General features: G+C 68.2%; 10 protein-coding genes and 1 pseudogene. 4 read left to right on the plus strand and 7 right to left on the minus strand.

Annotated features, from left to right (window positions below):
• Positions 1-103 precede the first annotated feature (103 nt).
• Complete coding sequence (locus ACLML9_RS23620; RefSeq protein ID WP_411947576.1) at positions 104-3,106, minus strand: UPF0182 family protein; 3,003 nt, start codon at positions 3,104-3,106, stop codon at positions 104-106.
• 180 nt (positions 3,107-3,286) lie between these two features.
• Here ACLML9_RS23620 and ACLML9_RS23625 point away from each other — a divergent pair, with 180 nt between their 5' ends.
• Complete coding sequence (locus ACLML9_RS23625; protein WP_411947577.1) at positions 3,287-3,880, plus strand: PPA1309 family protein; 594 nt, start codon at positions 3,287-3,289, stop codon at positions 3,878-3,880.
• A gap of 58 nt (positions 3,881-3,938) precedes the next feature.
• Here ACLML9_RS23625 and ACLML9_RS23630 read toward each other — a convergent pair whose 3' ends face one another.
• Both ACLML9_RS23630 and ACLML9_RS23635 read right to left on the minus strand, forming a co-directional pair.
• Positions 3,939-4,964 (minus strand): PDZ domain-containing protein, encoded by a 1,026-nt coding sequence (locus ACLML9_RS23630; protein ID WP_411947578.1) that lies wholly within the window; start codon positions 4,962-4,964, stop codon positions 3,939-3,941.
• Between the two features lie 99 nt (positions 4,965-5,063).
• Complete coding sequence (locus tag ACLML9_RS23635) at positions 5,064-5,339, minus strand: mycoredoxin (protein WP_411947579.1); 276 nt, start codon at positions 5,337-5,339, stop codon at positions 5,064-5,066.
• Between the two features lie 82 nt (positions 5,340-5,421).
• On the opposite strand from ACLML9_RS23635, the gene ACLML9_RS23640 reads away from it, so the two are divergent.
• From ACLML9_RS23640 to ACLML9_RS23650, 3 genes are all read left to right on the plus strand, one after another.
• Positions 5,422-7,551: an ATP-dependent DNA helicase UvrD2 gene (locus ACLML9_RS23640; protein ID WP_411947580.1), complete on the plus strand. Its 2,130-nt coding sequence runs from the start codon at positions 5,422-5,424 to the stop codon at positions 7,549-7,551.
• Positions 7,552-7,697: 146 nt separating this feature from the next.
• Positions 7,698-8,033: a hypothetical protein gene (locus ACLML9_RS23645; RefSeq protein WP_411947581.1), complete on the plus strand. Its 336-nt coding sequence runs from the start codon at positions 7,698-7,700 to the stop codon at positions 8,031-8,033.
• A gap of 179 nt (positions 8,034-8,212) precedes the next feature.
• A complete protein-coding gene (locus ACLML9_RS23650; RefSeq protein WP_411947584.1) occupies positions 8,213-8,494 on the plus strand; it encodes a WhiB family transcriptional regulator in 282 nt (93 codons plus the stop codon).
• A gap of 151 nt (positions 8,495-8,645) precedes the next feature.
• Here ACLML9_RS23650 and ACLML9_RS23655 read toward each other — a convergent pair whose 3' ends face one another.
• The 4 genes and pseudogenes from ACLML9_RS23655 to ACLML9_RS23670 form a co-directional block, all read right to left on the minus strand.
• Complete coding sequence (locus tag ACLML9_RS23655; protein ID WP_411947585.1) at positions 8,646-9,965, minus strand: ABC1 kinase family protein; 1,320 nt, start codon at positions 9,963-9,965, stop codon at positions 8,646-8,648.
• Between the two features lie 105 nt (positions 9,966-10,070).
• Entirely contained in the window at positions 10,071-10,934 is an 864-nt protein-coding gene (locus ACLML9_RS23660; protein WP_411947582.1) for a TOMM precursor leader peptide-binding protein, read from the minus strand.
• A 180-nt stretch (positions 10,935-11,114) separates the two neighbouring features.
• Positions 11,115-12,542 (minus strand): zinc-dependent metalloprotease, encoded by a 1,428-nt coding sequence (locus ACLML9_RS23665; protein ID WP_411947583.1) that lies wholly within the window; start codon positions 12,540-12,542, stop codon positions 11,115-11,117.
• Positions 12,543-12,744: 202 nt separating this feature from the next.
• A pseudogene (locus ACLML9_RS23670) lies at positions 12,745-12,902 on the minus strand (hypothetical protein); the annotation flags it as partial.

Here is a 12,902-nt window from a genome sequence, read left to right on the forward strand (position 1 = left end):
CAGCCGTCGTCGATCTGCCCGAGCACATTACTCTTGGGCACCCGCACATTGTCGAAGAAGATCTGGTTCTGGACCTGCTCACCCGAGCTCCGGGACCCGGCTGCTACCTACCCCCGCCGGCGTCCTGATATGCCTTCACGGCGGCGTCCAGCTCGTCCAGCGCCCGGCCGAAGTCCTCGAAGTTGCCGGTACGCATGGCGGCGCGCACCCCTTCGATCTTGCGGCCCAGCTCCGCCGCCGCGGCATCCCGCGCGGCCGAACCGGTGCCGGCGGGCGGCGGCGTCGAGCCGTTGGGAGTCGACGCGCCCTGATCCTGCGAATTATCGCCCTGGGGCTGCGGCGGCGCGGTCCCGGGATTGGGCCTGGTGGCCGGATCGCCGCCGGATGGGGTGGCCAATGCGCCGGAGCCGGGAAGCACCTGGTTCAACGCGTCGGCCAGCGTCGAACCGTAACCGACCTTCACGCTGCCGGCCTGATCGCGGTAGCTGACCAGCACGCGCAGCAGCTGCGGGAAGGTCGCGGTGTTCTGGCCGGTATTGCGCTCGTTGTAGAAGGGCTCCACATAGAGGATGCCGCCGTCGGCCACCGGCAAGGTGAGCAGATTGCCGTATCTGATCTTGTTCGAGTTCGACAGCAACGTCTTCTCCTGGGAGACCTGCGGCGCTGTCGTCATCGTGTTCTGCGTCTGCTGCGGACCCTGGGTCTGCGTATCGGTCGGCAGCTGCAGGATCCGGAACTTGCCGTAACCGTCCGGATCGGAGCGCACCGATATATAGGAGGACAGGAACTGCCGGTTGTACCCGACCATCGCGCTGGTCAGATTGAACACCGGCTTACCGGTCTCCGGATCGCCGAGCAGCACGTAGTACGGCGGCTGGCTGGCCGACACCCCCTCCACCGTCGGATCGGCGGGCACCGACCAGAAGGCGTTGTTGGTGAAGAACTCGCGCGGATCGTCCACGTGGTACTTGGTCAGCATCTCGCGCTGCACCTTGAACAGATCCTCCGGATACCGGAAGTGCTCGCGCAGCTCGGGGCCGATCTCGTTCTCCGGGATCACCGCGTCCGGGAACACTCCCCGCCAGGCCTGCAGGACCGGGTCGCTGGGGTCGGTCTCGTACAGCTTGACCGTGCCGTCGTAGGCGTCGACCGTGGCCTTCACCGAGTTGCGGATATAGCTGACCTCTTTACGCGGCAGCAGCCGGCCGGTGCGCTGATCGACGCTGTCCTCGACCGCACCCTCCAGCGAGGTGGTCTGGGCGTAAGGGTAGCTGTCGAGCGTCGTGTAGGCGTCCACGATCCAGACGATGCGCCCGTCCACGACCGCCGGATAGGCGTTGCCGTCCGGGGTCAGCCACGGCGCGACCTTCTCCACCCGGTCGCGTGGCGACCGGTTGTAGATGATCTTCGAATCACCGCTGATCGCCGAGGAGAACAGGATATTGCGCTCGGCGTACTTTGCCGCGAACGCGAGCCGGTTGAACCAGTTGCCGATCGGCACACCCCCGGCGCCGTCATAGGTGAAGCGGGCCTGGTCGGTGTCGTACTCCCGGGGGTTCTGCCCTTCCTCGGCGCCGACGATGGCGTAGTCGGGATCGGACTGCGAGATCAGCTCGCCGTAGTAGATGCGTGGCTGATCGACCTTGATCCGCTGCTGATCCTTCGGCGTGAACAGATCACTGACCAGGAAGATCGGATAACCCGAATCGCTACTGCCGCCCGCGGCGTTGGGATCCTCGGACTGCGGCCGGTTGACCCGGTTGGCGGGCGCGGCGACGAACCCGTTGCCGTGCGTGTAGACCGTGTGCTTGTTGATCCAGTCGGTCTGGTTACCGCTCAGGGTCGCCGGCGACAGTTCGCGGGCGGCCACGATGTAGTCCTGGACCTGGCCGTTGAGCGAATACCGGTCGATATCGAGCGCCTCGGGGAAGCCGTAGAAGTTCTTCAGCTGCCGCAACTGGGTGAACGTCGGGGACAGGATATTGGGATCCAGCAAGCGGGCGTTGGCGATGGTGGCATGGTCCACCGGCACGTTCACCGGATTCTTGCTGCTCTCCCCCTTGTAGTCGATGTATTCGATCTTGTCGTCGGTGATCCCGTAGGCCTCCCGGGTGGCGGCGATATTGCGCTCGATGTACTCGCTCTCCTTCTCCGCCGCGTTCGGGCGCACCGAGAACTGCTCGACCATGAGCGGCCACACCGCACCCACCAGCACCGAGGAGAGCACCAGCAGCGCCGCCGCCATCGCGGGCACCCGCAGATCACGCAGCACGATCCCGGCGAAGAAGGCCAGCGCGCAGATGATCGCGATGGACATCAGGATCAGCTTGGCCGGCAGCACCGCGTTGATATCGGTGAACGAACCACCGTTGAAGGTGGGTTCCTTCCGGCTGCTCATCAGCAACTGATAGCGGTCGAACCAGTACGCGACGGCTTTGAGCAGCACGAAGATTCCGGCCAGCACCGCGAGCTGGATCCGCGCCGGAGTGGTGAGCACGCCCTCGCGCCCGGTCAGCCGCAACCCCCCGAAGATGTAGTGGGTCACCAGGTTCGCGACGAACGCGATCACCACGGCGACGAACAACCAGTTCAGCACCATCCGGTAGAACGGCAGATCGAAGGCGTAGAAGCCCACGTCGAGACCGAACTGCGGATCGGTGCGGCCGAACGAACCGCCGTGCAGGAACAACTGCACGGTGACCCAGTTCGACTGGGCGACCAGCCCGGACAGCACACCCAGCAACACCGGGATACCGAGCCCGAACAACTTCAGCTTGCCGAGCACCGTCGTCCGATACCGGGCGATCGGATCCCCGGCGCCCGAGGTCGGCACGAACACCGGGCGTGATCGGTAGGCCAGCAACAGGGCGAGCCAGACGATCATCCCGACCAAGAGCGCGACCACCGCGAACACCGCGATCCTGGTCAGCAGCACGGTCAGGTAGACGCCGCGGAAATCGACCTCCCCGAACCACAGCCAGTTCGTATAAGTATCGATGAGCCGGGGCCCTACCAACAGCAGTGCGGCCAGCACCACCGCAGCCACCAGCAGCAGACGGCTGCGCCGGGACAGCGACGGTAAACCGGCGGGGGGGCGCATGCCCACGATGCCACGCTCCAGGGTCCGGCGGCGAGTGAGCCGGTAGCGCCACCGGCCGCTGCGCCGCAGTCCGAATTGTTGAGGTCGGGCCCGTACGGACCCTCTGGGCCCACTCTACGGAAAACGGACATCTTCGCGACCGCAGGGTTCGGGCGGTGTCGCGGCGGCGGATGCGAGGATGGTCGGGTGAGCGCCGATCTGCATGCCGAAATCGTCCTTGCCCGTTCCGTCCACGAAGTCGCGGAGTTCGTGGACGCCGAGGGCTGGGGAAGATCACCGCAGATGTTCGCGCTGGTGCGAACCGCGGATCTGGTGGCCGCCGAACCCGCGCTCCTCGACGAGGTCGACGCCGCGGACGAGCTGACACCGATAGCCCAGGACCCCCTGCCCGATCATGTGGCCGGCGGGTCGATGGCACTCGACGAATTCCTCGCCACCACCAGTTGGCCCCCCGCGGTGGCGGGCTGTGTCCTGGTGCAGGAGATCGTGGTGCTCCCACCGGACGCCGAGGAGGATCTCGACGAGGCCCTCACTCCGTTGCTGGCCGACGCGGACGCCGCCGACGCGGCCGGCCGGGCCGCCGCCCATGCGCACCCCGGACGGCGCGAGGCCCGGCTCTTCGCGGCTGTGCTGCGTTCGGGAAACAGTCTGTGCCTGTTGCAGCTACGGCCCGAAGAAGGCGAAGAGGACGGCGCCGACCTCGACCTGCGCACCTACCCGAACCTGGCGCCCAACCTGGTGGACGCGCTGCGGCATACGCTCGAGGAATCCGCCGACTGAACGGAGAACGCCCGGGCCCGCGGGCCCGGGCGCACGAACTCCGCCGCCCTCGGGTGCCTCAGCCGCAGCCGACGACTTCCTGCCCCGCCGACAGATCCTCCAGCGCCTGCACCGCGCCCGCCAGCGTCTCCACCCGCACCAGCCGCAGACCGTCGGGGACCCGCTGACTCGCCTCATTGCAGTTACCCGCCGGAACCAGGAACGTTTCCGCGCCCGCCTCCCGGGCCGCCATCATCTTGTACTGGATCCCGCCGATCGCGCCGACCTTGCCGTCCTCGTCGATGCTGCCGGTTCCCGCCACGAAGGATCCGCCGTCGAGGTCGCCCGGACTCAGTTTCTCCACCAGCGCCAGACTGAACATCAAACCGGCCGACGGACCACCGATATCGGCCAGATTGAAATCGATCTGCATGGGCGGCGCCGCGGACTCGGTGGGTGTCAACCCCAGGAAGCCCTTGGCCGCGTCGTCGGGCCGGGCACCGAGCGTGATGTTCGCGGTCTGCTCGGCGCCGTCGCGGCGGTACACCACCGGCACCACGGTCCCGGGCGCCCGGCTCGACGCCTCATCGAGCACATCCTGGGTGGTCGCCACCGGCTTACCGTTCACGCTGACGAGCTGATCCCCGGCCCGCAGCACATCCTGGGCCGGAGCGCCCTCGGTGACCTTGTGCACGAACACCGCCGTCGGCAGGTTCAGCTGACGCATCGCCGCGACCTCGGCATTGCTCTCCGAGGTCGTGAACTCCTGCTCGTTCGATTTGTCGACCTCCTCCCGGGACACCCCGGGCGGATACACCTCGGCGCGCGGCACGATCCCGTGCCGGCCGCTCACCCAGAAACCGAGCGCCTCGAAGATCGTCAGCCCGTCCCGCACCGCGACCGTCGTCATGTTCAGATGCCCGGCGGTCCGATCGACCTCGGCCCCCGACACCTGCACGACCTCGAGACCGTCCACTTCGCCGAGCGTATCGACGGTGGGCCCCGGCCCCAGCGCCACGAACGGCACGGTGAACACACTGCCCACCACACCGAACAACACAACCGGGACAAGGGCGACCAGGAGCGTGATGATCCGACGATTCACCCGGCCAACACTAGCCATCAGCTCCCGCACAATGCGGGACAGGCACGCGCGCGGTCCACGAGATCGCCCACCACCCGGCCCCGTCCGGACCCGGCGAGATCACGCCAGACGCGCGAGCGCCTGCTTCACCTCGGCCAGGGACGGATTGGTGGCGGTCGAACCGTCGGCGAACTTCACGGTCGGCACCACATGGTTGCCGTTGTTCACGCTGCCGACGAACTCCGCCGACGCCGGATCGTCCTCGATATCGATCTCCACATAGCTGATCCCGGCCTCTTTCAGCTGGGTCTTCAACCGCCGGCAGTAACCGCACCAGGTGGTCGAGTACATGGTCAGATCAGGGGTCACGTCAGTCACGAACAGAGCAACACCCATCGGGCCACGTTTATTGCCCCGTCAGTCCGTACTTCGCGGCGCCGCCGACCGGGCGCTCGTGCCCGCGCATAGACTTCCCCGGGTGGGCGCAGTCGATCTATCCGAGTTGGACCCGGAGCAGGCCGCCGCCGTCCGCGCACCGCGCGGGCCTGTCTGTGTGCTGGCCGGCGCGGGTACCGGGAAGACCCGCACCATCACCTATCGCATCGCGCATCTGGTGGCGGCGGGACAGGTGCGGGCGGATCAGGTGCTGGCCGTCACGTTCACCGCCCGGGCGGCCGGGGAGTTGCGGGCGCGGCTGCGGGCGCTCGGGCTGGGGGCTGCCGCCTCGACCGTGCAGGCCCGGACCTTTCATGCCGCGGCGCTGCGGCAGCTGCGGTATTTCTGGCCACAGGTGGTCGGGGAGGTGCCGTGGCGGATGCTGGACAGTAAGTTCCCGGTGGTCGCGCAGGCCGCGAACCGGGTGGGGCTGGCGTCCGGGACCGAGAGCGTGAAGGATCTGCTCGGCGAGATCGAATGGGCCAAGTCCTCGCTGGTGGCGCCGGAGGATTACGCCGCGGCAGCCGATGCCCACCGGCGGGACACGCCGTTCGCGGCCGCCCGGGTCGCGGAGGTCTACGCCGCCTACGAGTCGGTGAAGACCACGCCGGAGGGTCTGCTGCTGGATTTCGACGATCTGCTGCTGCACACCGCCGCCGCGCTCGAGGACTATCCGTCGGTCGCCGACGAGTTCCGGGAACGCTACCGATGCTTCGTCGTCGACGAATACCAGGACATCACCCCGCTGCAGCAGCGGGTCCTGGACGCCTGGCTGGGGGACCGCGACGATCTCACCGTCGTCGGGGACGCCAACCAGACCATCTATTCGTTCACCGGAGCCGGGCCCGGCCGGTTGCTGGATTTCTCCCGCCGGTTCCCGGAGGCGACCGTGGTGCGGCTCGAACGCGACTACCGGTCGACTCCGCAGGTCGTCGATCTCGCCAATCGGGTGATCGGGATGGCACAGGGCCGGATCGCCGGGACCCGGCTGCAGTTGATCGGGCAACGGCCGGACGGACCGGAGCCGGAGTTCGCCGAATACGACGAGCTCGCCACGGAGGCGGCCGATATCGCCCGCCGGATCGAGGAACTGCTGTCCGGAGGCACCCCGGCGGCCGAGATCGCGGTGCTGTACCGGATCAACGCCCAATCGGAGGCCTACGAGCAGGCACTGACCGAGCGCGGGATCGCCTACCAGGTTCGCGGCGGCGAGGGTTTCTTCCAGCGGCCGGAGGTACGTCAGGCGGTGCAGGAGTTGCGCAAGGCGGCGTCCCGCGACGATCTGCCCGAGACCTCGCGTTCCGGGAAGAACCTGGTGCGCCTCGTGCGAGCCGCGCTGGCACCGATCGGCCTCACCACGTCCGCGCCGGCGGGCGCGCAGGCCCGCCAGCGCTGGGAGTCCCTGACGGCGCTGGTCCGGCTGACCGAGGAACTCGTCGAGCACGAACCGGGTCTGGAACAGACCGGGCTGCTGCGCGAACTCGCCGCCCGGGCCGAGGCCCGGCATCCACCGACCGTGCAGGGTGTGACCCTGGCCTCGTTGCACGCGGCCAAGGGCCTGGAGTGGGATGCGGTGTTCCTGGCCGGGCTCACCGACGGAACCCTGCCAATCTCCTACACACTCAACGGTGACGGGTCGGTCGCCGATGTGGCGGCACTGGAGGAGGAACGCCGGCTGCTCTACGTGGGGGTGACCCGGGCCCGGGTCCACTTGCGGTTGTCATGGGCACTGAGCCGGGGGGACGGTGACCGCCGGCCCCGGCGGCGCTCCCGGTTCCTTGCCGGGCTGGTGCCCGACGGCTCCCCCGCGTCCCGGGTCGCCGCCCCGGCGCGACCCGCCGCGGACGCCAACCGGCCGGTGTGCCGGATATGCCGTCGTGCGCTGCTCGATTCGGAGGCACTGCTGCTGCGCCGGTGCAAGAACTGTGTGGGACAACCGGATACGGAACTGCTCGGCGCACTCCAGGATTGGCGCCGGGAGAAGGCGGCCGAACTCGCCGTGGATCCGCGCGGGATCCTCGGTGTGAACACGCTCACCGCGATCGCCGAGCAGCTACCCGAGGACGAAGCCGCGCTGGCCGCACTGGGTATCGGCGAGAGCAAGATGCGCAAGTACGGGGCCGAGGTGCTGGCCATCATCCGGTCCCGGCGCCGTTCGATCGCCGGCCGGTAGCCATGAATTCGGCAAAAACTGCAGGTAGAAAATAGGTTGTCGACTCCGGCAAGATTGCTTAAGGTGGAAATCGCGCTCGGGAGGGCACATCCACGCGCACAGTTGACACACAGTTGAGATCACGAGCACAGGAGGGAGGCAGTCAGATGAACGGCACAACGAACTACGGCTTCGTCACCGTAGCGCCGAATATGCGGTCGTCCGCTGCTTCCCGGGGGTTCCTCGCTTTGCAGGGGACCGGCCTGTCCTGCCTCGATATTGCCGGTGAGCAGGCACGTATCCGCTATTCGCATCAGCCGAGCATCGTCGAATCGCAGGACCGGTCCATCGTGAACTGGCACCCGGGGGCTGCTCTGGCAGCCGCCGGCTCCTTCGCCATCGATCCCGCCGCGGCACCCGCAGTGGCAGATAAGCGACTGGAAAGCCTTCGCAATGGACACCGAGCGACCGTGAACAGGCGGCCCCACAGCCGACCAAGGTAGGGATCAACCCCACACCTCCTGGCCACGGGACGCAGATGCGAAACCGTGGCCAGAATTTTTTTGGCCTTCAGCCCACAAGGCATCGGTTTCGCAGCACGAACACCGAACCGCTGCACAACAAGCTGAAGGAGAACGACGTGGTCACCACCACCCAGAGCTGGCCGTCGGCCACCACTGATGTGGCGTGTAGCACCGTGGCAACCGATCCGCGGGGCCAGCGGCAGCGCGTCCTGCCCTGCCGAGCGGGCGATCCCGACCTGTGGTTCGCCGAGAGCCCGGTCCAGCTGGAAGAGGCCAAGGCGCTGTGCGCGTCCTGCCCGATCCGTAAGGGCTGCCTGACCGCGGCCATCGATCGGCGGGAGCCGTGGGGCGTCTGGGGCGGCGAGATCTTCGACCAGGGGGTCGTCATCGCCCGTAAGCGCCCGCGGGGCCGGCCGCGCAAGGTCGCCAGCTGTGTCTGACCGGCACTCCCTGTCCCTCGCGGACATCCACCCACACCGGAAACGAGCCGCTCATCGCTTCGTCGATGAGCGGCTCGTTCGCTTCTGTACCGGAATCGATATGCGCGCGGCGATCACCGGAATCCGGAAAACTTCTGCGCTGTAATACTTTTCAGGCGCTGTCCCGCTGCTCCCGGAAACCGGGCAGCCAGGTCGCGGCCAACTGCATGAACGGCACCTCGGCATCGAGCTGGGCACAGATACCGAGGGACCCGCCCAGTACTCGGAAGATCATCACGTATTCGGCGGGCAACATCATCGCCCGCGCGGTCTTCATCTCCGGCGAGGAGTAATCGGTCGCCTTACCCGCCACCCGCTGCATCCAGCGCCTGGTGAAGTGGAATGATTCGGTGCGAATCGGGTCGGTGAACGGGCGCAGGTACTCCTCGATCTCGGTTTCGGTGAGCGTCCGGCCCGGCTGCACCCAGCCGTTGGCGTGCAGGATCTCGGTGAGTTCGCCGTACTCCTCGGCGACCGCCAGCCCGAGGATCCGGCCCAGCAGGTCCGGGAATCCGCCCGGCAGCGGTGCGCAGGCGCCGTAGTCGATCACCGCGAGCTTGCCCTCCGGGGTGATCATGAAATTGCCCGGATGCGGGTCGGCGTGCAGCAGACCCACCGTTTCCGGGGCGGAGAAATGGAACCGGCCCATCAGCCCGGCCACCCGGTTGCGCAGGGTACGGGTACCCTCCGGATCGGCTTGGCCGGCGCTGATAATGGTGGAAACCGGTGTGCCGTCGAGCCATTCGCTCACGATCACCTTCGGCGCACTGGCGACCACCTTGGGCACCACGAATTCGGGATGCCCGTCATAGGCCTTGCTGAACGCCCGCTGATTCGCGGCCTCGTTGCGATAGTCCAGCTCTTCTTCGGTGCGCTCGGTGATCTCGGCCAGCAGCGGTTTCACGTCGGCGCCGGGAATGACCTTCGCGAACAGGCCGGTCATCCGGTTCAGCGTGCGCAGATCGGCGCGCAGCGCCTCGTCGGCCCCCGGGTACTGCACCTTCACCGCGACCGGCCGCCCATCCGACCACACCGCCCGGTGCACCTGGCCGATACTCGCCGACGCGGCCGGGGTGTCCTCGAACGACCGGAACCGCTTACGCCAATCGGTACCGAGCTGCTGGTCGAGGACGCGGTGCACGGTGGCGGCGGGCATCGGGGGCGCGGCGGCCTGCAGTTTGGTGAGCGCCTCGCGATAGTGCTCGCCGAACTCCTCCGGTACCGCGGCCTCCATCACACTGAGGGCCTGCCCGAATTTCATCGCGCCGCCCTTGAGTTCCCCGAGTACGGCGAACAGCTGTTCGGCCGCCTTCTGGTTCAGCTCCGTATTGATCTCTTGACGATCGCCACCCGCGAGCTTCCTGCCGAAACCGACCGCGGCGCGCCCCGCTACTCCCAGCGGGATCTTGGCCAACTTCGCATTGCGGGACATGGGCCGGCGCACGATCTCAGACACTCCCCCATAATGGCCGACAACCCCGCTTCACTGCCACGGAAAACCGGAGAGAATTACCCTCGTCACCGACTGTGAATGTCATCACACGGTCTCGCCGACGGTGCTTCCGAGACAACCGCAGCGGGGGTGCGGCGCCCATAGCCGGCGATCGAGAGACCGGGTATCGAGATCCAGCTCGAGGGTTCTGTTCAGCGTTTCCGGCGGGAAACGCGGCTCGCAGGCGATGATCGTCTCGAGTTCGCCCAGCGCGAGCGCGGCCACCGCGGCGATTCCGGCGGGGCTCGCATGACCGGTCCGTCCGAGCAGTTGCGCGGCCAGTCGCGGCCATTCCGCGTCGTGATCGACTCTGGTCAGGTCCGCGCAGCGCAGGCAGCTGGTCCGGCCCGGCTGGACCAGCGGTCCGACGATCCCCTTCCCGTCGCGGAGCCGCACGACGAGATGGGCGGTCCGCGCATGGGACAGATCGCGCACCAACCGGGGATCGGGGATCAGGGCGTCGGCGAGCACCACGAGGTCGGCGGGCCGGGCCCGGCCGTCGATCTCACCGCGGTAGTCGCGCGAGCGCTGGGGACGGATTCCCAGATCGCGCAGACCCGCGGTGATCGCGTCGGTGAGCGGACCGATGCCGTGCACCCGGATCGACCGCACGCGACCGGCCGGGCGGGGCGGGTGGACCAGTAGGCCCGCGGTATCGATCATCTCGAACAGGGCGGTGGCCTGCGCGGGTTCCACACCGAGCGAGCGGGCCCGCCAGATGATCGCGGGTTTGCTGTTCAGTCCGTCGATCAGGCGGAGGAAACCCAGCACCTGCTGGGTCTCCAGTCCCGGCGCCACACAGAGCACCGCGGTATCGGGATCCCAGCCCAATTGGACCTGCCCGGTGGATCGGACCAGGATCGGCACCCGGGGATGCAGCAGGGGACCGCGTGGCCGGAGCATCGTCATACCGGAAGTATGCGAGCGCTATTGCGGCACAACGGGTTCGCACACCGGGTTGTCCACAGGCTCTCACCCTGTGGACAACTCCGTTTCCCGAGGTGAGCGGATGTCCGCGACAGCTGCGCGGCGCCCGTGGAAAGTCGTACGGAACAGGCCCCGGAATTACCGCCGGGGCCTGTCGATCCGCTACTTCTTACCCGATTCCGGATCCTCCGGATCGGATTCGGGACCTTGCTCGCCGCCCTTGTCGCTCTCGCCCTCGGCCTTCGCCGCCTCACGTTCGGCGGCCTCGGTGGCGGCCAACTGCGCGAGCGGGTCGTCGAACGCGCCGGCACCACCGCCGATCACCGAGTCGATGAACCCGGCGGGCGCGTCGAGATCTGCGGTGGCGGGGAGCAGATCGGGATGCGCCCACACCCCGTCACGCGCGTCGATACCGGCGTCGTCGGTGAGTCGCTGCCACAGGGTGGCCGCCTCGCGCAGTTTGCGCGGACGCAATTCCAGACCGACCAGCGTGGCGAAGGTCTGCTCGGCGGGACCGCCCGTGGCCCGGCGACGGCGCAGTGTTTCGGCGAGCGCGCCCGCACCCGGCAGTCGATCGCCCACGGCCGCGGCCACCACCACCTGGACCCAGCCCTCGATGAGGGCGAGCAGAATTTCCAGCCGGTCCAGCGCCTGTTTCTGCTCGGGCGTGGTCTGCGGCTCGAAACTGCCCTGGGCGAGGATCTCCTCGAGCTTGGACGGATCGGTGAGCGCGGACGGATCGAGATTGCGGGCGGCGTCCTCGAGGGCGGAGAAGTCCATGGTGATCCCGCGCGCGTAGTCCTCGACGGCGCCGAGGACCTGCTGGCGCAACCAGGGCACATGAACGAACAGCCGCTGGTGGGCGACCTCGCGGGCGGCGAGGAACACCATGATCTCGCTCTCCGGCTGCTCGAGTCCCTCGCTGAACTCCGAAATGGCGGTGGGCAGCAGGGCGGCGGTACCGGCCGGACCCAGCGGCAGGCCGATATCGGTACCGGTCAGCACCTCCTTGGCCAGCTGGCCGAGCGCTTGGCCGAGCTGGGAGCCGAAGGCCAGCCCGCCCATCTGCCCGAGCATCCCCATCATGGGGCCGGCCATCTCGCGGGCCTCCTCGGGCAGCCCGGCGGTCCACATACCGGAAATCTGCTCGGCCACCGGATCGCACAACCGCTGCCAGGTCGGCAGGGTTTTCTCGATCCAGTCGTCGGCGGTCCAGGCGACGGTGCTCGTCGCACCGGCCGGGAAGGTGGTCGCGTCGTCGAGCCACAGTTCGGCCAGGTGCGCGGCATCGGCGACCGCGGCGGCGGTACCGCTGGACACGGGTGAGACGGTCTTCCCGAGCTGCTGGCGGGCCAGCCGCTTGGCCACGTCGTAGTTGACCGGGCCACCACCGCCACCACCGGACATACCCTGACCCATCCCGCTCAGCATCTGGCCCAGTGAGGAAAACATCTGGCCCAGTGCCGCGGGATCGAACCCGGCGCCGCCGGCACCGAAGCCGAAGGGATCGTTACCGCCGCCGCCCGGTTTGTCGCCGCGGCCGCGATCGTCGTCGTCGCCGTGCGAGAAGCCGAACGGGAGGTCACTCATTCCGCCTCACCCGCCGGCATAGCGTCCGGGTGGTGTCCGGGGAGCGCGCGCGCACCGTTGTCGGGCGCTTCGTGAAGCTGCATGTCGTCCATAGTAGGCGCGGCGAACCGCCCGGTCCGCCTCCCCGGACGGTCTTCGCGCTGGGTGAACATCGCCACGCCGGGAGCGGCCGGGTATCGGTTCGCCCGGCCCTGCCGAACCCCTACCCGGCGGCGACCCAGGATTCCAGGATCGTCCGGGCGATCGAGATCGAGCCGGGCAGCAGGAGCCGCGCTTCGCCGGCCGGGGCGGTCTCGCCCGCCTCCGGCCCGGTGCGCCACCCCCCCCCCCCCCCCCCCCCGCGCACCACCCGCCCGGGGT

The sequence above is a fragment of the Nocardia sp. NPDC002869 genome, assembly GCF_046764065.1.
GTDB lineage: Bacteria > Actinomycetota > Actinomycetes > Mycobacteriales > Mycobacteriaceae > Nocardia > Nocardia rhamnosiphila.

What these genes read in the sequence shown, in the direction of transcription:
- ACLML9_RS23635 (WP_411947579.1), bottom strand. Translation starts at nt 5,339, where the DNA reads ATGGGTGTTGCTCTGTTCGTGACTGACGTGACCCCTGATCTGACCATG.
- ACLML9_RS23645 (WP_411947581.1), top strand. Translation starts at nt 7,698, where the DNA reads ATGAACGGCACAACGAACTACGGCTTCGTCACCGTAGCGCCGAATATG.
- ACLML9_RS23655 (WP_411947585.1), bottom strand. Translation starts at nt 9,965, where the DNA reads ATGTCCCGCAATGCGAAGTTGGCCAAGATCCCGCTGGGAGTAGCGGGG.
- ACLML9_RS23660 (WP_411947582.1), bottom strand. Translation starts at nt 10,934, where the DNA reads ATGACGATGCTCCGGCCACGCGGTCCCCTGCTGCATCCCCGGGTGCCG.
- ACLML9_RS23665 (WP_411947583.1), bottom strand. Translation starts at nt 12,542, where the DNA reads ATGAGTGACCTCCCGTTCGGCTTCTCGCACGGCGACGACGACGATCGC.